A 26,603-nucleotide genomic window follows, 5' to 3' on the forward strand; every position below is an offset into this window, starting at 1 on the left:
TGCCGAAATCGGCATCGAAATGGGCAACTGGCGCGACGGCGTGCGCGCCATCGGCGCCCTGATCCGGCGCCCCGTCACCACTGAAGCCACTCGGTCCCGGGAGGGGGCCGTAGAACCGTCTGCGAGGATGAGCGTATGACTGTGCGGAGCAGGAATCATGTGACGGTGACCGGCCAGTCCGGTCGCCCCGTGCTGATGCTGGCGCACGGATTCGGTTGCGACCAGAACATGTGGCGGCTGGTGGTACCGCTTCTGGAGCGCGAATTCACCGTGGTGCTCTTCGACCACGTGGGAGCGGGGCGTTCCGATCTTTCGGCGTGGAACGTGGAGCGTTATTCGTCGCTGGAGGGATATGCAGATGACGTGCTGGAGATCTGCCGTGAGCTGTCGCTCGGGCCGGTGACCTTCGTGGGGCACTCGGTGAGCGCGATGATGGGCGTTCTGGCTGCGGCGCGGGAGCCGGAAGCCTTCGCCGGTCTGTTCCTGCTCGCCCCGTCGCCGTGTTTCATCGACGATCCGGCCGCCGGCTATCGGGGCGGGTTCAGTGCCGAGGACATCGATGAGCTCCTGGAATCGCTGGATGCGAACTATCTGGGCTGGTCAGGTGCCATGGCGCCGGTGATCATGGGTAATCCCGAGCGCCCCGAACTGGGCGAGGAGCTCACCAACAGCTTCTGCCGGACCGATCCGGACATCGCCCGGACCTTCGCCCGGGTGACCTTCCTGTCCGACAACCGCGACGACCTCGCCAAGGTCACCACGCCCACCTTGGTCGCGCAGTGCTCCAGCGACGCGATCGCGCCCCCGGAGGTCGGAACCTTCGTACAGTCACAGATCCCCGGCAGCCGCCTGGTCACGCTGAACGCGACCGGGCACTGCCCCCAGCTCGCCGCCCCGGAGGAGACGGCTGCCGCGATCATCGCCTTCGCGGGTGCGGGCCGATGATGCGCAAAGCCAGTGACGGCGGAGGCAGCGAGAACCGTGACGACCACGCGGCGTTCTCCGCACTGCTGGAAGACAGCGCGGAGGACCTGTACGAGCGTGCGCCGTGCGGCTACCTCTCCACCCTGCTGGACGGCACGATAGCGAAGATCAACACGACGCTGCTCGACTGGCTGGGCCACCAACGCGGCGACCTGGTGGGCCGCAAGACGTTCTCCGACCTGCTCACCGTGGGAGGTCGGCTCTACCACGAGACGCACTTCGCTCCGCTGCTGCGCATGCAGGGAGAGGTCAGCGGAATCGCTCTGGAACTCAAGACGGCCGACGGCAGCCGTCTGCCGGTGCTGGTGACCTCCACGGTCAAGACCGGCAGCGACGGGCAGCCACTGCTGATCCGTACCACCGTCTTCGACGCCCGCGACCGCCGCGCCTACGAAACCGAGCTGCTGCGCGCCCGGCAGGAAGCAGAACGCGAACGCGAAGAACTGAAACGCCTCAACGCCACCCTGCAACGGACCCTCCTGCCTCCGACCCTGGTGAATGTGCCCGGCTTGGATGTGGCCGCGCACTACCACATCGCCTCGACCGACAAAGTCGGCGGCGATTTCTACGACCTGTTCCCTCTCGCCTCCGGAACGTGGGGGCTGTTCCTGGGCGACGTGTGCGGCAAGGGCGCGGCCGCAGCAGCCGTCACCTCCCTGGCCCGCTACACCCTGCGCGCCGCCGCCGTCTACGACCCCGACCCGGTCGCCGTCCTGAGCAACCTCAACACGGTCCTCAACCACGAATACAACGGCCAGGACCCGCGGTTCTGCACGGTCGTCTTCGGACTGCTCATCCCCGACACCGACCGAGGCGGCTTCCGTGTCACCCTGGCCAGCGGTGGCCACCCCCCTGCCCTGCTCATGCGGGCCGACGGCAGTGCCGACTACCTGCCCACCCCCGGCGGGCAGCTCATCGGCGCCCTGCCCGACGCCCACATCGCCACCACCAGCGTCCGCCTGGACCTCGGCGACACCCTGCTGCTCCACACAGACGGCCTCACCGAAGCACACACCGCCCAGATCACCGACGGCGACCGCTACGGTGACGACGCTCTCCTCGACTTCGCCCAGGCCCTGGCACCGACGACCGCCTCCGACGCCGTCGCCGCGGTCCGTGACCTGCTCGACACACTCGGCACCGGAGTGGACGACGACACCGCCGTGCTCGCCATCAGCGTGCCCCGGCCCACCAGTGAAGAGCAGCCGTGACCCAGCTGACCGTCCACACCCGCGCCACCCTCGCCGGGCCCGTCATCGAACTGTCCGGAGGACTCGACAACAACAGCGCCCCCGACGTACGTACGCTCCTCCCCCGCCTCACACTCCAGGCAGGCCAGCAGCTCGTCATCGACCTGACCGGCATCACCTTCTGCGACTCCAGCGGCATCACCGTCCTGATCGCCGCCCGCAATCGCGCCCTCGCCGCCCGGGCAGACATCGCTCTGGCAGCGGTCCCCGACCGCGTCAGCCGAATGCTCCACATCGTCGGGCTGGACCAGGTCTTCCCCACCCACCCCACCGCACAAGCAGCCGCGGCAGCCTGGACACCACCCACCTCTGAATGAGCACCTGCCGCGGTTTCATACGTCGCGGCGCCGCACGACGACCACGGGGAACAAGACCGCGCCGAGCGGCCGAACTTCGTACACGATCCAGGAGCCGGCGACCGTGGCGGTGTAGCCGAGGGATTCGGGATCCGGCGGCCAGTTCTGAACCAGGCGGTGACGACCACCGCGTGGTTGACGTCGGCGCCCGAAGCACCCCGGGATGGGTGATCGGGACGCCTGCGTGGCGCCCGTTGAGGATGGCCCGGGAGACCAGGAAGGAACCGGTGGAGACGGCCGTGCCGACGGCGGTCCACACGCCGGCAGTCGCGTCGTGCCAGCAGAGTCAGTGGGCGGAACGGGACCTTGGGACCGGACAGTTCGGCGAATGAGTTCGCCTGGGACCGGGTCTGTCAGTCGGCTTTGAAGGAGGTGCGGATCATCTGGTCTTGCGCCTCCCTGCCTTTCCTGCCTTCTCTGTTGCTCGGAGTCGGACCGTGTGCGAGCCGGTGTTGGCCGCACTCTGCGGTCAGGCGCTGTCAAGCAGTCGTACCACTTGGCCATCGCGGGCGCTGGACCGCGCGGCGTCCAGGACGGTGGCGGTGGCCACCGCGTCCCAGGGATCGACGGGAACAGGTCCCCCACCGCGGACCGCGGCGGCAAAGGCGGTGTAGAACAGGTCCCACCTGCCACGGGCCGAGGCGACGGGCTCGACGGCGTCTCCGCGCCGCACCTGGCCCCAGAGGTGTTCGGGCTCGGTACCCCAACTGTCACCCTCGGATTGCGGGGTCGCACCAGTCATCAGCGCGCGGTCCTGACTGTCCCTGTGATCGACGACGAAGGTCCCCCTGGTCCCGGTGACGCGCAGGCTGGGTCCCGGGGCACCCTGCCGCCAGCTGCCCCACAGGTGCGACTGCACTCCGTTGCGGTGGGTCAGGGCCACAAAGACGTCGTCGTCGAGTCCGTCCTCGTCCTCACGATGGTGCATCTCGGCGTACACCCGCTCCACCGGGCCGGACAGCACCAGAGCCTGGTCGACCAGGTGGCTGCCGAAGTCGACGAGGGTTCCACCGCCCGCGGCAGGAGCACCTGCCTCGGGCCGGAAGACCTCGAACCGGGATTCGTAGCGGACCACGGCGCCGATTTCGCCGCTGTCCAGCAGCGTCCGCAGCGTGAGGAAGTCGGAGTCCCACCGGCGGTTCTGGTACACCGTCAGCGGACGGCCGTGCTTCTCCGCGAGCTCGACGGTCGCACGGGCCGAGGCCGCGTCGAGTGCGAAGGGCTTGTCGCAGACGACGGCCAGGCCCAGTTCCAGCGCCTGCCGCACCAAAGGGATGTGCGTGGCCGCGGGCGTGGAGACGGCGACCGCCTCGGCGCCGGCGCGGGCCAGGTCCTCCAGTGAGTCGAAGGTCGGCCGGCTCACGTCCTGGGCGACCTGGGCTCGGCGCTCGGGCGAAGTGGTGACCACGCCCAGGAACTCGTATTCCGGGGCGGCGGCGAGCAGTGGGGCGTGGAAGACGCGGCCGCCGAAGCCGTAGCCGATCAGTCCGATGCGTACGGGGGTGTCCAAGGTGACTCCTCTGTCTTCGTTCTGTCTACGCCACGTCGACCCGGGGGGAGAGATCAGCGCCGTCCTCCTCGTCGATCGGCCCGGAGATGACGACGCCGTCCACGCCCTGGTCCAGAAGCGAATCCACGGCCCTGTCGATGCCCGCCCTCTCGTCTTCCATGAGTTGACCACACGGAGTGCGTAGTCGATGTCCCGCACGGCACGCTCGACGCCCGTAAGCAGCAAGGCCGGACCGCACAAGGCCGTGCCGAGCGTCACCACACCGACGGACTGGTGTCATGGTGTCTCCCGACCTTCGGCAATCGATTCCTGGTCCCACTCCGATACATGACTGCGCTGTCATGACTGCGCAGTCATATCTACGCAGCGGGGCGGGGCACGTCAAGACTTCGCACAACATCTCTGTAATCCGGTCTCACCGGAGGAGCCGCGCTCGCGTGCGTGCCGTGTCGCGTGCGGGGCGCGGGTACCTCGAGGCAGGTCTGTGCCTGGCGCAGGACGGTGTCCGCGCCGCGTGGCGCACCGCCTGCTCGCCGTCCGTCCAAGGTCAACGACGCCGCGGAAGGCCGGCAGGTTGGAAAGGGCTCAGTGCACCAGGGTGGGGAGAATCCACGCCCTGGGGAGCGCACGGAGGGAATCGACTGCGTAACGCGGCACGAGCCTGAAAGACACTGAAACACCCCTCCGCGCAGGTCAGAAGCTACGGGAACAGTATCGCCGCAGGTCGGAGCCTCCACGTAGACACCTTCAAGAGGATTTCGAGCTGGGCGGCGATTCTCTTTGATCCCACGCTCGTTGGGACACTCCAGCGAACGCTGGGGAGAATCCGGGGTGCCGGAAGTCGAGCCGGGGCAATGGAGGCCCACTGGGCTACACAGGCGCGAAGGTCGGGAAGTCGGCGGACTCGTTCACCTCCGCCCAGACCGTCTTGCCGTGCCGGGCGTGACGCGTGCCCCAGCGCTCGGTGAGTTGGGCGACCAGGAGCAGGCCGCGTCCTCCTTCGTCGTAGGTACGGGCGCGGCGCTGGTGCGGGGTGGTGGTGCTGGCGTCGGAGACCTCGCAGAGGAGGGCGCGGTCGTGGATGAGGCGCAGCTGGATGGGGGGCCTGCCGTAGCGGATGGCGTTGGTGACCAGTTCGCTCACCACCAGTTCGGCGGTGAAGTCGAGGTCCTCCAGCCCCCAGGTGCTCAGCTGTTGGGAGACGCTCGACCGGGCCCCGGCAACTGCGGCAGGGTCGGCCGCCAGGTCCCAGCTGGCGACCTGGCAGCCACCGAGGGCGTGGGTGCGGGCCAGGAGCAGGGCCACGTCGTCGTCCGGGCGAGCCCGTAGCAGGCTTTCGAGCACGGTGTCACAAGTGGCCTCCAGGGAGGCAGTGGGCTGGGCAAGGGCCTGGCGCAGCAGGGTGAGGCCAGTGTCGATGTCGTGGTCGCGGGCTTCGATCAGGCCGTTGGTGTAGAGGGCGAGGAGGCTGCCTTCGGGCAGGTCGACCTCCGCGGCTTCGAACGGCAGGCCGCCCAGGCCGAGCGGCGGGCCCGGTGGCAGGTCGAGGGTGTCGACGGTGCCGTCCCGGGTCACCACGGTAGGCAGGACGTGGCCCGCGCGGGCGAGGGTGCAGCAACTGCTGACGGGGTCGTAGACCGCGTACAGGCAGGTGGCGCCGAGGTCCCCGCCGGCTTCGATGTCCGGGTCGGCTTCGATGTCCGGGTCGGTGGAGACTTCCGCGGACAGGCGCAGGACGACGTCGTCCAGATGCGTGAGGAGTTCGTCGGGCGGCAGGTCGATGTCGGCCAGGGTGCGAACGGCGGTCCGCAGCCGACCCATGGTGGCGGCCGCGTGGATGCCGTGGCCGACCACGTCGCCCACCACCAGGGCGACTCGGGCTCCCGACAGCGGGATGACGTCGTACCAGTCGCCGCCTACCCCGACCCCGGCGCCTGCGGGCAGGTAGCGGCAGGCGACCTCCACGGCGGACTGCCGTGGCATACACGGCGGGAGCAGGCTGCGCTGGAGGCTGAGGGCGGTGGCGCGGGCGTGGGTGTAGCGGCGGGCGTTGTCGACGGCGACGGCTGCCCTGGCGGCGATCTCCTGCGCGAGGAGCAGGTCCTCGTCGTCGTAGAGGCTGGGATTGCGGTGGCGGGAGAACTGTGCGACGCCCAGGACGGTGCCACGGGCACGCAGGGGAACGACCAGCGTCGAGTGGGTCTGGTGGGCGTCGACGCCGAGGTCGGGTCCCGGGTTCACCGGCGAGCGGTCGAGAGCCCCGTCGAGGTGGTGCCGTGAAGGCTGCCCCGTGGTCAGGGCGCGGTCCGGCGGCGATCCGTCCGGGTAGGTGTGGAGCTGCTGCCGCGTGATGGTCGCCTCCGGCCAGTCCTCGGTCACCGACCGCTGGGCGACCCGGCGCAGTAGCAGCGGTTTCTCCTCCGGGGTGTCGTGTCCGTGGAGCGCGGAGTCGAGCAGGTCGACGGTGGCGAGGTCGGCGAAGTGCTCGGTGGCGAGGTCCGCCAGTTCCTGTGTCGTGCGGGAGATGTCCAGGGTGGTGCCGATGCGCAGGCCGGCCTCGTTCACCATCGCCAGCCGCCACCGCAGTCGGAGGTCCCGCTCCTCCTGGAACGCCATGACGCCCTGCTCGGAGGTTCGGTCCACGTATTCGGTCGTCGCCGCGATCAGTTTGCGTGCCGCCGCGCTGATCAGCTCGGCGTCGCTCGTCAGTCGCGGCAACTCTTCGAGCAGCCTGTCGAGAGCGATGCCCTGTGCGAGCCGGTGAGCTCGCAGCATCGCGCTGAGGGATATTCCGCGCCGGGGCAGCCGACGCGCCCGTTCGACGTCGGCGACGGGCGGATCGCTCCGGCTCAGCTCGATGCCGTGCTCGAGGCCGCCCAAGACGCCGGCTATGTGCTCGGCGATGTTCTGCGATGTCATGCGGGCGATCTCCGGGTCTTTCGACAGCTCCGGGATTTCACGTCGTAGGCACCGCTCCACGTCGGCGATCAGCCTGTCCGCGCTCAGACCGAGTTCATGCGCGGCACGGGACACAAGGCTGTCCGCGGTGACGTCCACAGGGATGACGTTACGCCGAACAGGCGAGAACGCATCGGCAGGAAACGGATGGAGCGGGGTGCCCTCACGACCGTGCTGCTGCCCTTCCGCCGGTCGACGCTCGCGAGATCGGCCGACGCGCTCTGCCCTGCCTCGACGGGACGAGGCCGGGCGGGATTCCCAGGAGTCGGCGCGGATCACCCGACGGAGTCGGCGTACTCCTCGCCCCGGTCGGCCTCCGCTGCCACCGGCTCCTCCTGGCGGTGCTTGCCGGTAGCCCGGCGGCCGGGCAGGACCGCCAGGACTATCAGGGTTCCGCCGGCCATGATGACGCCGCCGATGAGGCTGGTGTGGGCGATGGCGTGGGCGAACGACTCCTGGACCGCGCTGATCAGGGTCTGGGCCTGCTGGGGTCCGCCGCCCGGGTTCTTCGCGACCTGTTCGGCGACCGCGAGGCCGCCGCCCACCGAGTCCTTGGCGGTGTCCATCGCGGCGGCCGGGAGGTGGCCGCCGATCAAGTCGGTCAGCTTGTCCTTGTAGGACGTGGCGAGGAGCGAGCCGAGGACGGCGATGCCCAGAGAGGCGCCGAGTTCCAGCGCGGTGTCGTTGGCGCCACCACCGACGCCCAGCTCCGACTCGGGGAAGGAGCCCATGATGGTGTCGGTGGCCGGGGACAGGCTCAGACCGATCGCGAATCCGAGCAGCAGCAAAGGCGCCAGGAAGTCGGTGTAGGTCGAGCCCGACTCGACCCGCGTGAGCAGGAAGACGCCCGCGGTGCCGACCACCATGCCGGTTCCCACCACCGGCTTCACGCCCAGCTTCGGGGCCAGTCGTCCGGTCACCGCGGCGCCGACGAAGACGGCCCCGGCCAGCGGCAGCAGTCGTACGCCGGTGTCCAGCGCGTTGTAGCCGAGGACGAACTGGAGGAACTGGGTGGCGTAGTAGATCGAGCCGAAGGTGCCGAAGAAGAAGAACAGCACCGCGAGCATGGAGCCGCTGAAGGGGCGCTCCTTGAACTTGCGTACGTCGAGCATGGGGTGGGGGTGGCGCAGCTCCCACGCGACGAAGGCCGGCAGGCCGAGACCGGCGACCACGGCCGCGGTGATGGGGCCGGTGCCCCAGCCGAAGTGCGGGCCCTCGATGGTCGCGTAGACCAGGCTGCCGACGGTGACGATCGAGAGCAGACCGCCGACGTAGTCGATCTCGCCCATCTTCTCCGCCTTCGACGGCGGCACCAGGAGCAGTGCGCCGACGACGCCGACGACCGCGATGGGGACGTTCATCAGGAAGGTCGAGCCCCAGGCGTGGTTCTCCAGCAGCCAGCCGGCCGCCAGCGGACCGGCGGCGATGGCGAGGCCGGAGGTTGCGCTCCAGGCCGTGACGGCCTTGGCGCGCTCGGCCCTCGGGAAGATCGCGACGAGCAGCGACAGGGTGGCGGGCATCACGACGGCGGCGCCGACGCCCATGATCGCGCGGGCGGTGATGACCAAGTCGGTCTCGTCGACCAGGCCGCCCATCACCGAGCCGCCCGCGAAGATCAAAAGGCCCAGGACCAGCGCGCCGCGGCGGCTGTACTTGTCGCCGATCGAGCCCAGTACGAGCATCAGCGCGGCGTAGGGGACGGTGTAGCCGTCGATGACCCACTGCAGGTCACTGCTGGACAGGCCCAGGTCCCGGGTCATGTCGGGCGCGGCCACGATCAGCGACGTGTTCGCCATGACCACGATCAGCAGGCTCAGGCAGAGCACCAGCAGGGCCCACCAGCGTCGTGGGTACGGCTCCGTCATCTTCTCGGCGGGCGTGTGGGCAAAGAGCGGCATCGGAAGCTCCTCAGGGCGAAGCGGCAGCTTCAAGGGGTGGTGGGTCTGCAGGAGCAGTGCGGGCACGGCCACGGCACTGCGGGCTATTTGCTCAACGGTGTGCAGACTAGTTTGTTGCCCATTGATGTGCAAGTATCGAGGCGCCCTCCCCCGTCGACCGGAGGTCCGACATGATCAGCCACGCGTCACAGGCGGCGGCCGCCGCCAGACACAGCTCACCCGGGCCCGCATCCTCGAAGCGGCAAGGCAGCAACTCGGCCACGATCCCGACAGCAGCCTCAGTGACATCGCCGAGGCGGCCGGCGTGGTGCGTCGTACCGTCTACGACCACTTCGCCGGCCGGTCGGCGCTGGTCGAGGGGCTCGTCACGGACGCCGCGGAAGCGCTGCGACGGGCACTGGCGGCCGTGACGAGCCACGATCCCGACGCCGTAACCGCCATGGCCCGCTTCGTCCTGGCCCTGTGGCCCGTCGGCGACCGCTATCGCATGCTGCTGAGACTCGCGCCTCAGGACCTGGGAGCGGAACGCGTGAACGAAGTCCTCGACCCCGCCCGCGACATGGCGGCGTCGATCATCGAGCGGGGGCAGCGGCAGGGCGTCTTCCGGACCAGCGTTCCGCCCGGGCCGCTCAGTCGGGCACTCGAAGGGCATCTGCTGGCGCTCCTGGAGTGCGTGAACGCCGGAACCTGGCGCGACGACGGCACACGCACCGCGACCGCCGCCCTGATCGCGGTGGGAGCGGACGTCGACCTCGCCGTCGCACAGGTCCGCCGGCTCGGCCGTCCCGAGCCCGTCGGCGCCTAGAAATCCCGTCCGAGTCCGAGTCCGACTCCGGCGCCTTGTGCGCGCGTCCGGAGATCACTTCCCGAGAGGACCCGAGAGGACCCGAGAGGAAAGCCATGTACCAGTCCCAGCATGACCAGGAGCCCGTGGGCGAGCCGTATTACGGTGACGCCGCCCTGTATGTGAGCTCCCCGGCACCGAGGAGGCGGCGCAGGATCATCGCCGTCGCGTCCGTGGCGGCGATGCTGGCCGGCGGCGTCGCCCTCGACCGGGTTGCCGCGGCCCGCGCGGAGAGCCGTACGGCGGAGGCGTTCCAGGAGGGCATGGCGACCCCGCAGCGGCCCTCGGTGCACGTCAGCGGCTTTCCTGTACTCACTCAGCTGGCCGAGGGCAGCCTGCGGCACGTCGACATCACCGCCCACGACATCCCGGCGAGCGGAACGACCCGGCCGCTACCGGTGACGGAACTGACCGTCGGTCTCGACGGGTTGAAGACTTCGGGGAGCGCCGGCGAGGCCCATGCGCGCAGCGTCGAGGCGACCGCCTTCCTGTCGTACGAGGACGTGTCGGGCGCGCTCGGCCTGGAGGTCTCGCAGGGCGACGAGCCGGGCCGGGTGGACGTGCGGGCCGGCCTGCCGCTCGTCGGTGACGTGACCGTGAGTACCGCCGTCTCGGCGGTCGGCGGCAACCGCATCGCCTTCACGGACGTCCGTGTCACCCAGGGCGAGTTGATCCCTCCCGTGAAGGCTCTGCTCGACAGGGCCTTGGAAGAGCCCGTCCCCCTCCGGAACATCCCCGAGGGGTTGCACCTGCGGTCGGTCACCACGACGAAGAGCGGGATCAGCGCCCGCTTCACCGGCAAGGCGGTCACCTTCCACCCGAGTTCGTCGTCCGCGTGATCCCTCGGGGGTGTCAGGTCGGAGTGGCGGCGAGGACGCGCGCCCGGCCGGCACGCGCAGTGTGTCGCGTCGGTTCACGGACGGGCTTGGTCACGGCGCTCGGAGCTTGTCAGTCGAGGTCGGGCAGCGGGCGCCGGGCGACGTCGTGGGCGTCCTCCGAGGGAACACCCAGCACGCGCAGCATGCATCTCGGCCAGGTTCGAGGCCGCCTCGTCCCCGTCGAGTTCCGGGCGGGCGAACCGCAGCTCCACCAGCGCCAGCAGGGAGCCGCCCAGGGCGGTCAGGGCGACGGTCGGATCGGCGAGGGTGAAACGGCCGGAGGCGATGCCGACCTCCAGGTCACGCACGGCGCGCGGAGCCAGTCCCGATGTGGAGTGGATGTGGCCGAGGCCGCGGTGGCGCAGAACCTGCATCAATTCAGGTTGCGAGTCGGCCAGGCGGGCGCTGAGGCGGAATCCCGCCGCGACGAGTTCCGCCGGGTCGTCGATGCCCCGCAGGTGTTCGTCGAAGGTCTGGCCGAGCTCTTCGAGCGCGTCCATGACCGCCGCGTCGAACAGCTCCGTCTTCGATGCGAAGTGGTCGTAGAAGGAGCCGAAGCCGACATCGGCGCGCTCCGCGATGGCCTGGATGCTCGCGCTGGTGTCCCCGGTCTCGGCGAGGATCTGCCGGGCCGCTCGGACGAGCGCCTGACGGATCTCGGCGCGGCGTCGTTCGAAGCGGTTGCGGGACGGGGCTGACATGACGATTTCGTCACTGACTCCCGATCCAGCTATTGACGATCGAAAAGTCAAAGCTGATTATCTCCTCATTACGGCAATGTTGCTTGGAGGACACCATGTCCGAAACCCGCGTCAACGCGGTCGGCGTCGCGGACGTCAGGACGGCCCACCAGGACCTCCACAGTGAGCAGGGAGCCCTCCGCGGCGAGCACCCGGGCCGGGCCCGAAATCCTGTGATCAAGGTGGCGGACCTGGCCTGGCTGGAGTTCGAGAAACCCGACCTGGACCGGGCCGAGGTGTTCGCACGTGACTTCGGCTTCGGGGTCGCCGCGCGCACCGACCGTGAGCTGTGGCTGCGCGGCACCTTCGCCGGCTCGCCGTGCATGGTGATCCGCAAGGGGCGCGCCAGCAGCTTCATCGGCCCGGCGTTCCGCGCGGCCGAGCGGGCCGACCTGGACCGGCTGGCCCGCGCCACCGACTCGGACGTAGGCGACGCGGACATCCCCGGCGGCGGAAGGGTCGTCGACCTGCTCGACCCCTCCGGCTTCCCGGTCCGGGTCGTGCACTGTGGCGAGCAGCTGCCGGGGCTGCCCGAACAGCAGCCGCTGCTTCTCAACTTCGGTACGGACCATCGTCGTACGAACGTCACGCAGCGGCCGCCCCGGGAGCCCTCCCGTATCCAGCGCCTGGGGCATGTGGTGCTGGAGACACGGGTGTTCGCCCGCACCCTGGACTGGTATCTCGACACGCTCGGGATGATCGTGTCCGACTTCCTGTTCCTGGACGGGCAGCGCGACCGTGGTCCGACGATGGCGTTCATCCGCTGCGACCTGGGGACGGTACCGGCCGACCACCACACCCTGGCCATGCACCTGGGGCCGGGCAACGGCTACGTCCACTCCGCCTACCAGGTCACCGACCTCGACGCGATCGCCGCCGGCGGTGAGTACCTGGCTGAGCGCGGCTACAAGCGCAGCTGGGGCATCGGCCGGCACATCCAGGGCAGCCAGCTGTTCGACTACTGGCGCGACCCCGACCACTTCATGCTGGAGCACTTCGCCGACGGCGACCTCTTCTCCTGCGACCTCGAACCCGGTTGGGCACCCATGTCGACCAGCGGCCTCGCCCAGTGGGGACCGCCGGCCACCCGCGACTTCCTGGGCGCCAACCCTTCCCCCGCCAAGCTGCGCGAGGTCATGACGGCCCTGCGCGGCGACAACGAACTCGACCCCGCACGCCTGCTGTGCCTGATGAAAGCGATGAGCTCATGAGCGCCAACGTTCTGCGTACCACCGACGGCTGGTGGGTCGTCCGGGACGAACGCGCCGTCCGCATCGAGACCAAGGCCGTCACCACCGCCGAACTGCTCGCCGACCGCGACGCGGTCCGGGAGGCCGCCGACTCCGGCGATCCGGGTACTCCGCTCGCCGACCTGGCCGCCCTCTCCCCCGTCACCACTCCGTGCCGCGTGGTCGCCCAGATGGTCAACTACCGCAGCCACGCCAAGGATTCGGGCTTCACCGGCGATATCCCGCCCGCCTTCTTCCGCAAGGCGTCCGGCTCGGTCAGCGGCCCTCAGGAGAGCATCGTCCAGCCGCGGCATGTGAAGTTCCTGGACTACGAGATAGAGCTCGGCCTGGTCATGGGTGCGTCCCTCCCGGTCGGCACCGTCGTCGAGGAGCGGGACCTTCCCGCCTACGTCGCCGGTCTCGTGATCACCAACGACGTCAGCGCCCGAGACGTACAGCTGACGAAGACGCAGTTCTACGAGAGCAAGTCGTACCCGACCTTCACGCCCACCGGCCCCTACCTGGCCCTGCTGGAGCAGGAGGACTTCGCCCATCTCCTGGACCTGCGGCTGAAGTTGTCCGTCAACGGCGACCTGCGCCAGGACCGCACCCTCGCCGACATGATCGTCCGCCCGGCGCAGGCGCTGACCCTGCTGGCCCGCTTCCAGGCCCTCGCTCCCGGGGACCTGCTGCTGACCGGCACGCCCGGCGGCACCGCGCTCAAGGCCCCGCCCAAGGCCGTCGAGAAGATCGGCTCGCTGCTGCCGCCCGCCATGAAGTGGAAGGCGTTCTTCAAGAGCCAGGCGAAGAACCCGCACTACCTCCGGCGCGGCGATGTGGTGACCGGGACGATCGCCACGCCTGACGGGCGGATCGACCTCGGTGAGCAGCGCACCCCCGTGACCGACGCGAACTGACCGACACGAACCGTGACCCGAAGTGAGCCGCACATGACCGTCGAGCACAACTCGGCAGACGTACCCGTGGTGATTGTCGGAGCGGGGCCCGTGGGCGTGACCGCCGCCCTGTTGCTGGCCCGGCGTGGTGTGAGGACCGTCGTCCTCGAACGCCACCACGACGTCTACCCGCTGCCGCGCGCCGTCGCCACGGACGACGAGGTGCGCCGCATCCTCCAGGCCGCAGGGGTCCAGGAGGAGTTCGCCGCGATCGCCCGCCCCGCGCGGGGGCTGCGGCTGCTGGACGCCGGGCACCGGGTGATGGCCGAGTTCCCGCGCGTCGCGCAGGGAGCCCACGGCTTCCCGCAGACCAGCATGTTCGACCAGCCCGAGCTGGAACGGCTGTTGCGCGACACCCTCGCTCGCACCCCGGCGTGCGAACTGCGCGGCGGAGTGGAGGTCGTCGGCGTCGCACAGGACGGCCACGGTCCGGTCCGCGTGACCTACCGCGACGACGAGAGTGAACACCTTCTGCGGGCGGATGCCGTCCTCGGCTGCGACGGCGCGGGCAGCCTGATCCGCGACGCCATCGGCGCCGGGTGGGAGGACCTGCGCTTCGAGGAACGCTGGACGGTCATCGACGTGCGCACCAGCCTTCCGGTCCGCTGCTGGGAAGGTGTCGAACAGGTCTGCGATCCGCAGCGGCCGGCGACGTTCATGCGCGTCAGCGAGGACCGCTACCGCTGGGAGTTCCGGCTGCGGGACGACTCGGCACTGAGTCACGAGCGGCTGCGGGAGCTGATCGCTCCCTGGGTGGATCTCGCGTACGGCGCCGACTTCGAGGTGATGCGGCAGGCGCGGTACACCTTCCGGGCGCGGGTCGTCGATCGCTGGCGCCGGGGGCGTGTCTTTCTCCTCGGCGACGCCGCCCACCTCACCCCGCCGTTCATCGGGCAGGGGCTGTGCGCGGGCCTGCGCGACGCCTACAACCTCACCTGGAAACTCGCCCGGGTTCTCCAACAGGGCGCCGACGAGCGACTGTTGGAGACCTACGAGGTCGAACGCAAGCCGCACGCCCGCCGCATGGTACGGCTCGCGGTCGCCATGGGCTGGGCCATGACCGGCGGCCAGGACGGTGCCGCAGCCGTTCGCCGCGGTGTCCTGAGCGCGGCCGTCCGTATCCCTGGCCTGAGTACGGCGGCCGCACGCGACCTCAGTCCCGCCCTGACCGCGGGGCCGCTCGTACGCCGTCGCACCCGCTGGAGCGGCCGCGGTCTCGTGGGCACCTTCTGCCCCCAGCCGTGGGTGACCGTCGACGGACGGCGCGCCCGCCTCGACGAACTGCTCGGCGACTCCTTCGCCCTGCTGACCGCCGTACCGCTCTCGCCCTCGCTGAAAGCGGTCGCCGACGGCCTCGGTGCCCGGACCGTTCGCGTGGCCGACCTCGGTGACGACGGACACCTCGCCGCCTGGCTGCGCGAGGGGCGGGCGGACGCCGTGCTGCTGCGGCCCGACCGTGTCGTGATGGACGTCGTCCCGCCCGGCGGCGGCGACTTCACGGACACCGCTGCCTGGGCGTCCCTTCTGCACTCCACACGAATCCCTTTCCCTTCCCAACGGACCGTTGAGAAAAGCCTGTTGAGGAGCACAACGCGATGAACACGCCGTACCCGGACCCCTTCTTCACCCCTGATCCGCAGGCCGCAGCCGCCAGTCGCATCGTGGACTTCGCCCACTGGGCGGCCGGGCACCGGGGTGTTGCCGTGGACTCGGACTACGCCTCCCTGCACCACTGGTCGGTCACCGACCTCGAAGGATTCTGGGGCGCGGTGTGGGAGTACTTCGACATCGAGGCGGCCACGCCCTACCAGCGGGTGCTGGAGGACGAGCGGATGCCCGGCGCCCGCTGGTTCCCCGGCGCCACCCTCAATTACGCCCACCACGCCCTGCGCAGTCTCACGGACGACGACGTGGCGATCGTCGCCCTCGACGAGACCGGTTCCAGCCACGAGGTGACCGGGCAGCGGTTGCGTGCCCAGGTCGCCTCCGTCGCCGCGACCCTGCGCGACCTCGGCGTGGGCAGGGGCGACCGGGTCGTCGGCTACCTTCCCAACACCCCGCACGCGATCGTGGCGTTCCTGGCCGCCGCGAGCCTGGGCGCCGTCTGGTCCGTGTGCGGGCAGGACTACGCGCCCAAGGCCGCCGCCGACCGCTTCGCGCAGCTCGAACCCACCGTCCTGATCACGGCCGACGGCTACTTCTTCAACGGCACCACCCACGACCGACGGGAGGCCGCCCTCGAACTGGCCCATGCGCTGCCGACGTTGAAGGCGACCCTGCTGGTCGACCATGTCGGTCTGCCCTGGCCCTCGCGGAGCTGTCCCTCGCTGGTCATCCCGTGGGAGGACGCGTCCACCCGCACCGAGCGACTCGACTGCACACCCGTGCCGTTCGACCACCCTCTGTGGATCGTCTTCTCCTCCGGCACCACGGGCCTGCCCAAGGGCATCGTCCACGGTCACGGAGGCGTCCTGCTCGAACATCTCAAGACCCTCGGCCTGCACTCCGACCTCGGTCCCGGCGACCGCCTCCTCTGGTACACCACCACCCACTGGATGATGTGGAACCTGGTCGTCTCCACCTTGCTGACCGGCGCGACCACCTGCACGTACGACGGCAGTCCCGCCCCGCTGACCCGCCCGGACGTCCTGTGGGAACTGGCGTCCCACCACCGCGTCACCGTCTTCGGCACCAGCCCGCAATACCTCCTGGCCATGGCCAAGTTCGGCATCGACCCGTCCGTGCACGACCTGTCGTCGATCCGCGTCGTCGGCTGCACCGGCTCCGCGCTGCCCGCCTCCGCCTACCCCTGGGTCCGCGACCACGTCGGCGGTCACGTCCTGCTCGCCTCCATCAGTGGAGGTACCGACATCGTCTCCGGCTTCGCCGGCAGCGCGCCCACGATCCCGGTCTGGGCGGGGGAACTGTCGGCTCCGCACCTGGGTGTGGCACTCGCCGCGTACGACACCGAGGGCCTTCCGGTCGTCGACCGGGTCGGCGAGCTGGTCGTCACTCGCCCCATGCCGTCGATGCCGCTGTCCTTCTGGAACGACCCCGACGGCGCCCGCTACCACGACGCCTACTTCTGCGCGTACCCCGGCGTGTGGCGACACGGCGACTGGATCACCCACACGGCCCACGGCTCGGTGATCGTTCACGGCCGCTCCGACTCCACCCTCAACCGCAACGGCGTACGCCTGGGCAGCGCCGACATCCACGACGTCGTCGAACGCCTCCCGGAGATCGCAGAAGCGCTCGTCATCGGTGCGGAGGAAGCCGACGGCGGCTACTGGATGCCGCTGTTCGTCGTCCCGGCACCCGGCGTCGCCCTCGACGACGCTCTGCGCGACCGCATCCGCGACGCCATCCGCACCGGCGCCTCACCCCCGCCACGTCCCCGACGAGATCCTCCAGGTCCCGGCCATCCCACACACCCGCACCGGCAAGAAACTCGAGGTCCCGGTCAAACGCCTGCTCCAGGGCACCTCCGTCGAGCAGGTCGTCAACCCCGCGGCCGTGGACGCTCCCGAACTCGTCGACTACTACGCCCGTCTGGGCGCCGAACGCCGCAGCCGAAAGACCACGGCTTGAGAACGGCACAGAACACCACCGCCGCCGGCTCAGGGCGCGGCGGCCTCGGGGGCCAGGGCGCTCGTGTGTCCGGTTGCGCGCGTCGGCCCGGCCGAATCCCGGGCTGAAGCGGGACCGCGTCATGGACGGATGACCGGCACGCTCCGTTCCACGGTGTAGGCGTGGGCGGCCGTCAAGACCGTGTGCTGGTCGGTGACGATCCCGGCCACCTGCTCGGACTTCAGCAACTCGTCCACGGCGGCGCGGCTGTCGGCTCCGACGACAACGCTTCCGTGGTAGCGGCGGAAGGTCGGGTTGTCGTGACAGACACCGAGTGTGGGGTGCACGAACCGCGACCAGGGCAGGAACGTGTACGTGCGCAGGTCGCGCGCACCGGCCTCGTGGAGCGCGGGACCGATGCGGTCGTGGACGTACGCCCGGAACGCGCGGCCGCGCACCCCACGGCGCCGGCGCAGGAGCAGGACCGTGCGGTGGCCTACGGCGTCGTCGTGGCCGTCGGTCCACCAGCGGCCTCCGCCGGGTCCGGTGACCTGTCCGAGGACCCGTTCGAAGAGATTCTGCTCATCCAGGTAGACCTCCCGCATGCGCATCGGCATGGCGAGCGCGGCGACCGTGCTCCCGAACCGCACCTCGGCCACGCCGTCACAGCGCCAGTTCGCCGGAACGGTCGTACCCACGGTGGGAGACGACGGCCAGTAGCCGTGGTCGGTGGGCGAGAAGTGCCGTTGGACGTACTCGGCCATGTTGGGCAGCCGCCCGGCGATCTGCGCGTGCGGTCCCGCCCAGTACCCGACGGCGCTCTCCCTGGGCAGGTCCGTGCGGAACCAGACCGGGGACATGAAGGAGGTGGTCTTGACAGGTCGGCTCATGAATTCTCCTGTACGGACCGGCGAGCTCAGTGGTGAGCGCCCCGGATGCGGTCGATGACGTGCAGCGGGTCGCCGGGTGGTGTGTCGCCTCGCCAGGCGACGTGCTGGTCGGGGCGTACGACGACCAGGTCCCGCTCGTAGAGGGCCCGGGCGCGGGTGTCGCGCACGTCGACGACGTCGAGGGGAACACCGCGTTCGGCAGCGGCCTCGACGAGTGCGGTGACGTCGTGGTCGGCGAACCGCAGCAGGGTGAAGCCTCGATGAAAGAGGTCGAACAGGGCGCGGCCGTCCTCCAGCAGCACGCTCGGCGGCCTGGCGCCCGGCCAGGTGCTGGGCGTGTACTCGTCCATCGTCTGCCGAGGAGCCTGGCCGCCGCTCTCGTGGCAGACGGCGGGTGAGGTGTCGTAGCGGTAGCCGAGTTCGATGCCGAGGGCTTCGTTCTCCAGGTTCCCCAGGTCGCTGATCTCTCGGCCGGTCCTCCGCCTGGTGCGTGCCCCGAGCCAGCGTTCGCTGTGCAGCTCGGCCCGGTTGGTGGCCATGACCGCCGCGCGTACGAAGCAGTGGCGCACGGCAGCCTGGCGGTTGCGCAGCGCCACCGACCGGCGCTCCTGTTCATAGGCGCGCAGGAGACCGGGAGTTCCCCAGCCCTGGAGTACTCCGGCGAGTGTCCAGCCGAGTCCGATGGCGTCACCGACTCCGGTGTTCATGCCGTAGCCGCCGGTGGGCGTCACCTGGTGGACGGCGTCGCCCGCGAGCCAGACCCGGCCGCGGCCGAAGGAGTCGGCGACGGTCAGTCTCGGGGTCCATGCGTTGGCGACCAGGACGTCCATCTCGAAGCGGCGGCCGAGGCGTTCGTGGACGAACTCGCGCGGGTCGATGCGGTCGGCGTCGGTGCGCATGCCGAGCGGGGCGTGCAGGGTGAAGGTGTCGCCGTCGTTCTGCGAGATCACCGTCCATCCGGCGGGAGACTGCAGATGCCAGACGGTGCCGAAGCGGTTGAGGATCTCGGTGTCGGACGTGGTGAAGTGCACCAAGTAGAAACGGCCGTCGGCGGGGCGTTCCCGGGTCTCCCGGAAGGCTCGTGCGAGCGTCGCCACCGTGCGGGGAAGGCCGAGTTCCTTGACGACCAGCTTGCGCAGGTCGGTCTCGTCGAGCCCGATGCCGAGTTGCCGGCGGGTGCGGCTGCCGGCGCCGTCGCATCCGGCGAGGTAGCGGGCGCGGACCGTGCGCCGACGGCCACCGTCGGCGGACACCAGGTGGGCGGTGACGCCCTCGGCGTCCTGCTCGAAGCTGTCCAGTCCCCAGCCGTACCGCACGGTGACGTGCTTGGCGCGCGCCTCCAGCAGGTCCCGCAGCGCCGGTTCGAGGATCACCTGGGACACCCGCATCCAGGGTTCGAGAGGCAGCGTGCCGTCGTTGCGCTCACGGATCGTCTCCCGCGTCTCGTCGACGCTGGGGTACTCGAACGTGGCCAGCTCCCAGCCCACCGCGCTGGTCGCCCACGTCACCTTGGTGCGGCGATCGGTGGGGATGGCGACCTCGCGCAGGTCGTCCGCGACGCCGAGGCGGCGGTACAGCTCCATGCTGCGGCCGTTGGTGACGTCCATCTTCGGGTGTCTGGTCGTGGAGGTGTTGCGCTCCACGAGCAGGGTTTCCACACCGTGGTGCTCCAGCTCCATGGCCAGGGTCAGGCCGACCGGGCCCGCGCCGACCACCAGCACCGAAGTCTCCTCGACCGCACGGGGTGTTGGCTTGCTCATCTCGTAGCTCATTTCTGGAAGAGGACGATCAGGTAGGCCACCACCAGGTCGGGCTCCACGGTCACCACCTTCTGAAGAAAGCTTCACTTTCGAGACTGATGTCAGTCAATAGAACTGACGAAATATTCAGGACGTCTGGGTGGACGGTTAGAGTGCGGGTGGATCGAGTACGGATGTGTGGAGGATGCGATGGCCGACAAGACCGCGCCCCGGCGTGCCGACCAGCGACGGGCGCGCACGCGAGCCTCCCTGGTGTGCGCGGCACAACGCCTGCTGGCCGAGGGGCGCACCGACGTCGCGGTCCTGGAGATCACCGAGCTCGCGGATGTCGGGGTCGGTTCGTTCTACAACCACTTCGACACCAAGGAAGACCTCTTCCGCGCCGCGGTCGAGGACGCGCTGGAGTGGTTCGGCGGTCTCATGGACCAGCTCACCGCGGACATCGACGACCCGGCGGTCGCGTACGCCCAGAGCTTCCGGATGACCGGCCGCCTGCACCGCCGCTACCCGCAGCTCAGCCGGGTTCTCCTGAACCACGGGCTCGAAGTGGCCTACTCCGACCGCGGGTTGGCGCCGCGCGCACTGCGCGACATCCGTACCGCGGCGGCCGCCGGACGCTTCGAGGTGGAGGATCTGGACCTCGCCCTCGCCATGACGGTCAGCGCCCAACTGGCCCTCGGTTCGCTCCTGCACGCGCAGCCCGACCGTGACGATGCGAAGTCCTCGGACCTCGTTGTCCGTGGACTGCTGCGCCACTTCGGCATGACCGCCGACGAGGCCGCGCGGATCTGCTCGCTGGACCTGCCCGACCTGGACATGGTCGACGCCGCCGTCAGGTGAGCGTCCTCTGCTGGTCCGCGAGACGGCTCACGCGTCGGCGGCAGCCTCCGCGAGCGCCGCGGACGCGACGTCGTCGACCACCGCACCCGCCTGGTCCTCCGGCACACCGGCCGCGATGAGCGTCGCGACGGCGACCCGGGTTCCGTCGTCGTCCAGCGCCCCGGTGTTGACCGCTTCCAGCAGCGCGACCGTCATGGCTTCCAGTCCGGCGCTCAGCGCAGCGGGCGGCAGATGGGTGTGAAAGACGCCGTCTCGCTGCCCTCGCTCCAGGATGGCCGTGGCCTCGTCGCGGGCCGGTGCCAGGATCTCGGCCACGCGTTCCATACCCAGGTCCTTCCGCGCCAGCGCCACGAGCATCCGATAGCGGTCCCCTACGGGCCACACGGAGAGCACGAAGTACGCGAGGGCCCGCTCGGCCGGCTCCGTCGAGTTCGCTCCGGCCGAGACGACGCTCCGAATCGCCTCGGACGCCTCCCCGGCAAGAGCCTCCAGCAACGCCGCGCGTCCGGGAAAGTGCCCGAAGAGGGTGCGCCGCACGACACCGGCGGCTCGCGCGAGTTCCTCCAGGGTGACGTCGGGATTCCGTCCCAGTTCCTGGCGGGCCGTGGCCAGGATGCGCGCCCGGTTGGACCGTGAATTACGTCGCATCGGCTCGCGGGCCACGGGCTTGGGCACGGAAACAACCTCGGTGGATCAGTAGGGGGTGGACGACGGACCGGGACGAGCCGCCCGCCCAGTCTGCCACGGGTCCTTCAGCGTGATCCGGAACCGGATCTGTTCCGGGCCCCGCCGGGCCGGCGGGGCCCGGCCCGGCGGTCAGTCGTCGCAGACACCGGTTCCGCCGAGGGCGGGGACGGTGACTTCCGGGCGAGTGAGGGAGCGGGCGCCGAGTCGGAACTGGTCGAGTTTGTCGATGATGGTCCGGCCGACGGGTGTGTGGCCCCAGACGCTGATGCCCTGGTGGGTGGTGGGCTGCCAGGTGGCTTCGTCGATGGTGACGGGATTCCAGCCGACCTCCCATTCGAAGCCCGAGGGCGTGCGGGCGTAGTACGAGAGCTCTTTGTCATTGGTGTGCTGTCCCACGGACAGCGCCATGTCGAAGCCGAGTTCGTACACGCGCTGGTAGCTCCGGGCGATGTCGTCGAGGGTGGCGGCCTGGATGTTGAGGTGCTGGACGCGGGTGCGGATCGGGTCGATCGGCAGACCCTGGACGGCGGCGACGGCGATGGAGTGGTGGCGTTCGTTGACGCGCAGGAAGCGGATCTTGAGTTTGACGCCGCTGATGGTCTCGTCGATGCAGTCGGTCAGACGTGCGTCGAAGACGGTGTTGTAGTAGCCGCGGATCTGCGTCGGTCTGGTGGAGGTGATCGCCACGTGGCCCATGCCGGAGTCGCCCGTGACGAATCCGGAGGCGAGCATGCGCAGGGGCTCCGCCGACTTCACCGGCGTGGTGTAGATCTCCTGCGTGATGCCTTTGGGCCCCGGGAAGCACAGGAGGCGTTCGACCCCGCGCAGAGCGGCTTCTTCGGCGGTGCCCTGGACGAGGGGGACGCCGTGGGCGCGTACGCGGGCCTCGATCCGTTCGAACGTGGGGTGGTCGGCGATGTGCCAGCCGGTGGCCACGACGTCCTCGGCCGGGCCGCGCCTCAGCAGGAAGCGGCATTCCTGGTCGTCGAGGCGGAACCGCATCAGTCCTGCGTCAGGGGCGTCGTGGTGCATGCCGATGGCGTCGGTGCCGAAGCGGCGCCAGTCGGTGAAGCGGTTCGTCTCGATGACGATGTAGCCGAGGTGGACGGCACCGAAGACGGACTGATGCGCAGGCGTGTTCATCGGCGCCCGGCCAGGAAGTCGGCGCACAGGCGGTTGAAGAGTTCGGCGCGTTCGTACTGGACCCAGTGCCCGGTGTTGGCTGCCAGGTACAGGTCGCAGTTGGGCATGCGATCGGCCAGCATGCGCCCGCCCTCGGGCCGGTTGACCTTGTCCTTCGCGCCCCACAGCACCAGCGTGGGCACGGGCAGGCGGGCCAGGCGTCGGTCGCGGGTGAGGTCCATTCTCCACAGGGTGCGCAGGGCGTTCGGGCCGGACGGGCGGCGCAGTGGCGGAGCGGCGATGACCTCCGGATCGATGCTGTCCCGGTAGCGCGCGTCGATGACCTCGTCGGGCACGTCGGCGGCGTTGAACACCAGGTGGTCGCGGATGAACTTCTCCAGCTTCAGGCGCGAAGGCCCTTCACCGGAGTAGTAGTTCAGCAGGCTGTTCAGACCCGGAGTGGGCAGGGCGCGGGTGGTGCCGATACCGCCCGGGCCCATCAGGACCATGCGGTCGATCCGGTCGGGCGTGTCCAGGGCCAGTCGCAGGGCGCAGGCACCGCCGTAGGAGTTGCCGACCAGGTGGGCCCGCTCCAGGCCGAGTCGGTCGAGCACGCCACGGATACCGTCGGCGAGATGACCGAAGGGGTCCGCGCCGTCGACACCCTTGGTGCTGCGTCCGTAACCGGGCAGGTCGGGAACGACGACCCGGTACTCCTTGGCCAACTCCCCGATGTTGCGTGCGTAGTTGGCGACGCCGGAGGCCCCGGGGCCGCCGCCGTGCAGCAGCAGGACGGGAGAGCCGTCGCCGGTCTCCGCGACGAAGATCTTCTTGTCCCCGACGTCGAGCAGGCGCTCCCGCATCGGCGGCAGTTCGGTATGCGTGGTCATGTCGGTCCTCACAGAGCGGTGGTCGGGATCGGGTGCGGCACGGGAGCGAATCCGGTCAGGGGCGGCGAGAGTTGAGCGCCCGCGGGGGCGGCGGCGTAGACGTACGCGTCCGGTCGCAGGGCGACGGTGGCCGCGCGGTGTTCGGCCAGCCAGGCGAGCAGTACGTCGTCGCTGTCGACGAGGGTGCCCTCCGCCGGGCGGGATCGGGCCGGTGTGATGGTGAGCGAGGGGATGCCGAGGCGGTCCCACGCGGGCTGGGGCGCGGCCGATCCGGTGTGCAGGAGCAGCCAGCGGCTGCCGAGTGCGTCGTCCAGCCGTACGCGTTCGCCGTCGGGCCCGGTCATCCAGGGCTGGGGTATCTGCCAGCCGGACGCGCGGGCCCGGGGGCGGGCCTGCAGACCCTCGGCGTAGCGGGCCACGGGGATCCAGTTCGCGTCCTGCAGCCAGGCACCGAAGCCAGGCACGCGGTTCAGGACCCGTAGCCCCGAGTCGCGGACCCTCGCCACCGGCCGTCTCCGTTCGGTGATCATCCGCCCGACGAACACCGCCCGCTCGGTGACCTCCTTGACGTGCGGTTTCCGCTCCGTCTCGTAGCTGTCGAGCACGGTCTCGGGCAGCTCGCCACGGAGGACGGCGTCAAGTTTCCAGCACAGGTTCGCCACGTCGCGCACTCCGGCGGCCATGCCCTGGCCGATCCAGGGCGGCATGGCATGGGCGGCGTCACCCGCGAGGAAGACCCGGCCCGCCCGGAAGCGGGCGGCGAAGCGCACGTGGTGGCTGTAGACGGTGGTCCGCAGGATCTTGACGCTGTCCCGGCTGATCCCGTACCGGGCCACCAGCTCGTACACCGCCTCGTCGCCGGTCAGGTACTTCTCGTCGTCACCCGGCAGGATCGGGAACTCCCAGCGGTGGTGACCGAGCGGGGTGGGGCAGTCCACTGCGGGCCGCGCGGGGTCGCAGCGGAAACGCAGCCGGTCGTGGTCCGGCCAGGGCCTGAGCATCTCGGTGTCGATGACCACCCAGCGGTCTTCGTACGTCCGGCCCTCATAGCCGATGTTGAGCTGAGCGCGGGTGAGGCTGGAACCGCCGTCGGCCGCGATCACGTACGAGGCACGGAGGCGGTGGACGGAGTCGTCGGCCGAGCAGACCACCGTCAGTTCCACGCCCTCGGCGTCCTGACGCAGCCGCAGGCACTCGTGCCGCAGCAGTACTTCGACGTTCGGGTGGCGGGCGACCCCGTCACGCAGGACCTGCTCCAGCGCCGGCTGGTAGATGAACATCTGCGGCGGATGGCCGTGACCGCGTGGGGTGGGATGCGCGCTGAGGAAGGTGCGGCCCCGGGCGTCGACGAAGTCGAGGGGCCGGTCGGCCAGCATGTCCTGCTTGAGCCGATCGGCCAGGCCGATGCGCTGCCAGATCCGTACGACCTCTTCGTCGGTCGAGATGGCCCGGGCTCGGGAGAAGACCTCGGCGTCGCGTTCGAGCACGACGACCCGAAGGCCCAGCGCGCCCAGCAGGTTCGCCGCGGTGACGCCCGTGGGCCCGTAGCCGATCACCGCCACGTCATAGGCACTGCGTTCGGCACCGTCTTCGGCGCTGACCTCGGCACTGACTTCGCTCACCAGGCCACCTCACTGTCGTCCCTGTTCGCGATGTGCTGCGAACCCGTTGCTGTAGCGTTTACTCCAATTGGAACGAGCGCTACGGTAAGCTCGGTGCAGGACACGGTCAAGTGCCGGCACAACAGGAAGGGCACCCCCATGACCAGGCCGCAGACACCGCGCAAGAAGCGTGCGAACGGGGTGGAGTCGCGGCAGCGCATCCTCGACGCCACGGTGGAGATCGCAGGTGAGCGCGGGTACGAGGGCACGTCGATCGCGGCGGTGAGCGCCAAGTGCGGACTGCCCGCCAGCTCGATCTACTGGCATTTCAAGGACAAGGACGACCTCATCGCCGCGGTCATCGAGCGCAGCTTCGAGACCTGGCTCGCAGCCGTCGAGCTGCCGGTGGAAGAGACGGGCACACCGCTGGAGCGGGCCACGGCCATGGCGGCGAACGTGGCGAAGTCGCTGGTCGACGCGCCGGACTTCCTGCGTCTCGGCCTCATGCTCGCTCTGGAGCGGCGGCCCGCCGAGCCTCGGGGCCGGACGGTGTTCCTCCAGGTCCGCGACATCGCGAGCCAGAAGATCACCGAAGTGGTCGAGTCGCTGTTCCCCGGCCTGGACGAGGACGCCGTGCGCACCCTCACCACCTACGCCGTCGCGGGCGCCGACGGCCTGTTCGTGCAGCGGGAGATCAGCGGCGACGCCGTCGACCTGGTGTCGATGTTCGAACTGCACGCCCAGTTGATCCACGACGCGGCGACCCGCCTGGCATCGAGGAGCACGGGATGACCATGACCGCCCACCAGCGTGCGGAAGCCGGCCGGCTGCTGCGCGAGGCAGCACATCATGTGGCACCCATCGACCCGCTGTCGACACTGTTGCCCAGCATGGACCTGGCCGACGCCTACGCCGTCCAGCAGGACAACATCGCCCGGCGCCTGGCCGACGGGGCCACTGTCGTCGGACACAAGGTGGGCCTGACCGCGGCCGCGATGCAGCAGCTCATCGGCGTCGACGAGCCCGACCTCGGGCACCTGCTGGACGACATGGTCCACCGCGACGGCGGCACCATACCCGCGGCGCGCTACTGCCGGCCGCGCGTCGAGCCGGAGATCTGCTTCCGCCTCGCACGGCCCCTGCGCGGTCCCGGCATCACCGTCGAGGACGTCCTGGCTGCCACCGACGCGGTCGCCCCGGCTCTGGAGATCGTCGACAGCCGGATCCGTGACTGGAAGATCACCCTGGTCGACACGGTCGCCGACAACGCCAGCTCCGCCGGGCTGCTCTGCGACCCCTGGACGCCCCTGACCGACGCGCCCGATCTCTCCACCGTCCTCGTCGACCTGGTCGTCGACGGCGAGCGCGTCGCCTCGGGCAGCGGGAAGGAAGTGCTGGGCCACCCGGCCGCCGCGGTCGCCTGGCCGGCCAACACCCTCGCCCCCTTCGACACCGCCCTGGAGCCCGGACACGTGGTACTGCCCGGCGCCATGACCACCGCCCCCTTCGGCAGCGCCGCCCAGAAGGTCGTGGCACGCTTCACCGCCCCCGGCCCGGGGGGACGTAGGCCTCCTCCTGGTGGGGCCGAACGTGTGGGCCTGCACCGGGGTGGTAGGGGGACCGCGGGAGGGGGGTGGGGG

At 70.1% G+C, this 26,603-nt stretch carries 20 protein-coding genes and 3 pseudogenes; 12 read left to right on the forward strand and 11 right to left on the reverse strand.

The genetic code is table 11. The annotated features are described in order from the left end of the window. The first annotated feature begins 135 nt into the window (after positions 1 to 135). Genes KVT44_RS51315 through KVT44_RS51325 form a run of 3 tightly spaced genes read left to right on the forward strand, consistent with a single transcriptional unit; the run spans position 136 to position 2,551 of the window. Positions 136 to 945, forward strand: a complete 810-nt coding sequence (locus KVT44_RS51315) for an alpha/beta fold hydrolase (RefSeq protein WP_217575533.1) — start codon at positions 136 to 138, stop codon at positions 943 to 945. Further along, positions 942 to 2,195 carry a SpoIIE family protein phosphatase gene (locus tag KVT44_RS51320; RefSeq protein WP_190174628.1) on the forward strand — a complete coding sequence of 418 codons (1,254 nt, stop codon included), beginning with the start codon at positions 942 to 944 and terminating at the stop codon, positions 2,193 to 2,195. The genes KVT44_RS51315 and KVT44_RS51320 overlap by 4 nt, the downstream gene beginning before the upstream one ends. Then, positions 2,192 to 2,551 carry an STAS domain-containing protein gene (locus tag KVT44_RS51325; RefSeq protein ID WP_217575536.1) on the forward strand — a complete coding sequence of 120 codons (360 nt, stop codon included), beginning with the start codon at positions 2,192 to 2,194 and terminating at the stop codon, positions 2,549 to 2,551. Before KVT44_RS51320 ends, KVT44_RS51325 begins: the two co-directional genes overlap by 4 nt. Before the next feature lie 508 nt (positions 2,552 to 3,059). On the opposite strand, the gene KVT44_RS51330 is transcribed toward KVT44_RS51325, so the two are convergent. The 4 genes and pseudogenes from KVT44_RS51330 to KVT44_RS51345 form a co-directional block, all read right to left on the reverse strand. Continuing rightward, entirely contained in the window at positions 3,060 to 4,100 is a 1,041-nt protein-coding gene (locus KVT44_RS51330) for a Gfo/Idh/MocA family protein (protein WP_217575538.1), read from the reverse strand. Between the two features lie 31 nt (positions 4,101 to 4,131). After that, a pseudogene (locus tag KVT44_RS51335) lies at positions 4,132 to 4,373 on the reverse strand (transcriptional regulator); the annotation flags it as partial. A 597-nt stretch (positions 4,374 to 4,970) separates the two neighbouring features. After that, complete coding sequence (locus tag KVT44_RS51340; RefSeq protein WP_217575540.1) at positions 4,971 to 7,157, reverse strand: SpoIIE family protein phosphatase; 2,187 nt, start codon at positions 7,155 to 7,157, stop codon at positions 4,971 to 4,973. Between the two features lie 176 nt (positions 7,158 to 7,333). Then, complete coding sequence (locus KVT44_RS51345) at positions 7,334 to 8,956, reverse strand: MFS transporter (RefSeq protein WP_217575542.1); 1,623 nt, start codon at positions 8,954 to 8,956, stop codon at positions 7,334 to 7,336. A gap of 124 nt (positions 8,957 to 9,080) precedes the next feature. Between KVT44_RS51345 and KVT44_RS51350 the strand changes: the two genes are divergently transcribed. Together KVT44_RS51350 and KVT44_RS51355 are read left to right on the forward strand one after the other, a co-directional pair. Next, positions 9,081 to 9,761, forward strand: a complete 681-nt coding sequence (locus KVT44_RS51350) for a TetR/AcrR family transcriptional regulator (RefSeq protein ID WP_217575543.1) — start codon at positions 9,081 to 9,083, stop codon at positions 9,759 to 9,761. Positions 9,762 to 9,856: 95 nt separating this feature from the next. Then, positions 9,857 to 10,639 carry a DUF2993 domain-containing protein gene (locus tag KVT44_RS51355; protein WP_217575545.1) on the forward strand — a complete coding sequence of 261 codons (783 nt, stop codon included), beginning with the start codon at positions 9,857 to 9,859 and terminating at the stop codon, positions 10,637 to 10,639. Positions 10,640 to 10,748: 109 nt separating this feature from the next. On the opposite strand, the pseudogene KVT44_RS51360 reads toward KVT44_RS51355, so the two are convergent. Further along, positions 10,749 to 11,385 (reverse strand): annotated as a pseudogene (locus KVT44_RS51360) (TetR/AcrR family transcriptional regulator). Positions 11,386 to 11,474: 89 nt separating this feature from the next. Here KVT44_RS51360 and KVT44_RS51365 point away from each other — a divergent pair. From KVT44_RS51365 to KVT44_RS51380, 4 genes and pseudogenes are all read left to right on the forward strand, one after another. After that, complete coding sequence (locus KVT44_RS51365; RefSeq protein ID WP_217575547.1) at positions 11,475 to 12,629, forward strand: VOC family protein; 1,155 nt, start codon at positions 11,475 to 11,477, stop codon at positions 12,627 to 12,629. Next, on the forward strand, positions 12,626 to 13,564 hold the full coding sequence (locus KVT44_RS51370) for a fumarylacetoacetate hydrolase family protein (protein ID WP_217575549.1): 939 nt from the start codon (positions 12,626 to 12,628) through the stop codon (positions 13,562 to 13,564). The genes KVT44_RS51365 and KVT44_RS51370 overlap by 4 nt, the downstream gene beginning before the upstream one ends. A gap of 12 nt (positions 13,565 to 13,576) precedes the next feature. Beyond that, positions 13,577 to 15,202 (forward strand): bifunctional 3-(3-hydroxy-phenyl)propionate/3-hydroxycinnamic acid hydroxylase, encoded by a 1,626-nt coding sequence (locus KVT44_RS51375; protein ID WP_368857615.1) that lies wholly within the window; start codon positions 13,577 to 13,579, stop codon positions 15,200 to 15,202. After that, positions 15,199 to 17,194: pseudogene (locus KVT44_RS51380) on the forward strand (acetoacetate--CoA ligase). Before KVT44_RS51375 ends, KVT44_RS51380 begins: the two are co-directional and overlap by 4 nt. Positions 17,195 to 17,313: 119 nt before the next feature. Here the strand turns inward: KVT44_RS51380 and KVT44_RS51385 are convergent. Together KVT44_RS51385 and KVT44_RS51390 are read right to left on the reverse strand one after the other, a co-directional pair. Beyond that, the gene (locus KVT44_RS51385; RefSeq protein WP_217575553.1) at positions 17,314 to 18,063 is read right to left on the reverse strand and encodes a hypothetical protein; all 750 of its coding nucleotides are present in this window, start codon (positions 18,061 to 18,063) and stop codon (positions 17,314 to 17,316) included. Between the two features lie 26 nt (positions 18,064 to 18,089). Then, positions 18,090 to 19,823 (reverse strand): FAD-dependent monooxygenase, encoded by a 1,734-nt coding sequence (locus tag KVT44_RS51390; RefSeq protein WP_217575555.1) that lies wholly within the window; start codon positions 19,821 to 19,823, stop codon positions 18,090 to 18,092. A gap of 189 nt (positions 19,824 to 20,012) precedes the next feature. Here KVT44_RS51390 and KVT44_RS51395 point away from each other — a divergent pair, with 189 nt between their 5' ends. Beyond that, the gene (locus KVT44_RS51395; RefSeq protein ID WP_190174182.1) at positions 20,013 to 20,663 is read left to right on the forward strand and encodes a TetR/AcrR family transcriptional regulator; all 651 of its coding nucleotides are present in this window, start codon (positions 20,013 to 20,015) and stop codon (positions 20,661 to 20,663) included. 27 nt (positions 20,664 to 20,690) lie between these two features. Here the strand turns inward: KVT44_RS51395 and KVT44_RS51400 are convergent, their stop codons facing one another. The 4 genes from KVT44_RS51400 to KVT44_RS51415 all read right to left on the reverse strand — a co-directional run bounded on the left by KVT44_RS51400 (position 20,691) and on the right by KVT44_RS51415 (position 24,984). Continuing rightward, the gene (locus KVT44_RS51400; protein ID WP_217575557.1) at positions 20,691 to 21,338 is read right to left on the reverse strand and encodes a TetR/AcrR family transcriptional regulator; all 648 of its coding nucleotides are present in this window, start codon (positions 21,336 to 21,338) and stop codon (positions 20,691 to 20,693) included. A 141-nt stretch (positions 21,339 to 21,479) separates the two neighbouring features. Further along, complete coding sequence (locus KVT44_RS51405; RefSeq protein WP_217575559.1) at positions 21,480 to 22,493, reverse strand: VOC family protein; 1,014 nt, start codon at positions 22,491 to 22,493, stop codon at positions 21,480 to 21,482. Then, positions 22,490 to 23,362 (reverse strand): alpha/beta fold hydrolase, encoded by an 873-nt coding sequence (locus tag KVT44_RS51410; RefSeq protein ID WP_217575561.1) that lies wholly within the window; start codon positions 23,360 to 23,362, stop codon positions 22,490 to 22,492. Before KVT44_RS51410 ends, KVT44_RS51405 begins: the two co-directional genes overlap by 4 nt. An 8-nt stretch (positions 23,363 to 23,370) precedes the next feature. Then, the gene (locus KVT44_RS51415) at positions 23,371 to 24,984 is read right to left on the reverse strand and encodes a bifunctional 3-(3-hydroxy-phenyl)propionate/3-hydroxycinnamic acid hydroxylase (protein ID WP_308314372.1); all 1,614 of its coding nucleotides are present in this window, start codon (positions 24,982 to 24,984) and stop codon (positions 23,371 to 23,373) included. A gap of 138 nt (positions 24,985 to 25,122) precedes the next feature. Here KVT44_RS51415 and KVT44_RS51420 point away from each other — a divergent pair, with 138 nt between their 5' ends. Both KVT44_RS51420 and KVT44_RS51425 read left to right on the forward strand, forming a co-directional pair. Then, the gene (locus KVT44_RS51420; RefSeq protein WP_217575563.1) at positions 25,123 to 25,755 is read left to right on the forward strand and encodes a TetR/AcrR family transcriptional regulator; all 633 of its coding nucleotides are present in this window, start codon (positions 25,123 to 25,125) and stop codon (positions 25,753 to 25,755) included. Continuing rightward, a partial coding sequence (locus KVT44_RS51425; RefSeq protein WP_217575565.1) for a 2-keto-4-pentenoate hydratase occupies positions 25,752 to 26,603 on the forward strand: 852 nt, incomplete at its 3' end. The genes KVT44_RS51420 and KVT44_RS51425, both read left to right, overlap by 4 nt.

The sequence above is a fragment of the Streptomyces sp. GbtcB7 genome (assembly GCF_019091445.1).
GTDB classification, from domain to species: Bacteria; Actinomycetota; Actinomycetes; order Streptomycetales; family Streptomycetaceae; genus Streptomyces; species Streptomyces mirabilis.

Coding starts and splice junctions, on each gene's coding strand:
- KVT44_RS51315 (WP_217575533.1), top strand. CDS start 136: ATGACTGTGCGGAGCAGGAATCATGTGACGGTGACCGGCCAGTCCGGT.
- KVT44_RS51320 (WP_190174628.1), top strand. CDS start 942: ATGATGCGCAAAGCCAGTGACGGCGGAGGCAGCGAGAACCGTGACGAC.
- KVT44_RS51345 (WP_217575542.1), bottom strand. CDS start 8,956: ATGCCGCTCTTTGCCCACACGCCCGCCGAGAAGATGACGGAGCCGTAC.
- KVT44_RS51350 (WP_217575543.1), top strand. CDS start 9,081: ATGTGCAAGTATCGAGGCGCCCTCCCCCGTCGACCGGAGGTCCGACAT.
- KVT44_RS51355 (WP_217575545.1), top strand. CDS start 9,857: ATGTACCAGTCCCAGCATGACCAGGAGCCCGTGGGCGAGCCGTATTAC.
- KVT44_RS51365 (WP_217575547.1), top strand. CDS start 11,475: ATGTCCGAAACCCGCGTCAACGCGGTCGGCGTCGCGGACGTCAGGACG.
- KVT44_RS51370 (WP_217575549.1), top strand. CDS start 12,626: ATGAGCGCCAACGTTCTGCGTACCACCGACGGCTGGTGGGTCGTCCGG.
- KVT44_RS51385 (WP_217575553.1), bottom strand. CDS start 18,063: ATGAGCCGACCTGTCAAGACCACCTCCTTCATGTCCCCGGTCTGGTTC.
- KVT44_RS51390 (WP_217575555.1), bottom strand. CDS start 19,823: ATGAGCAAGCCAACACCCCGTGCGGTCGAGGAGACTTCGGTGCTGGTG.
- KVT44_RS51395 (WP_190174182.1), top strand. CDS start 20,013: ATGGCCGACAAGACCGCGCCCCGGCGTGCCGACCAGCGACGGGCGCGC.
- KVT44_RS51405 (WP_217575559.1), bottom strand. CDS start 22,493: ATGAACACGCCTGCGCATCAGTCCGTCTTCGGTGCCGTCCACCTCGGC.
- KVT44_RS51410 (WP_217575561.1), bottom strand. CDS start 23,362: ATGACCACGCATACCGAACTGCCGCCGATGCGGGAGCGCCTGCTCGAC.
- KVT44_RS51420 (WP_217575563.1), top strand. CDS start 25,123: ATGACCAGGCCGCAGACACCGCGCAAGAAGCGTGCGAACGGGGTGGAG.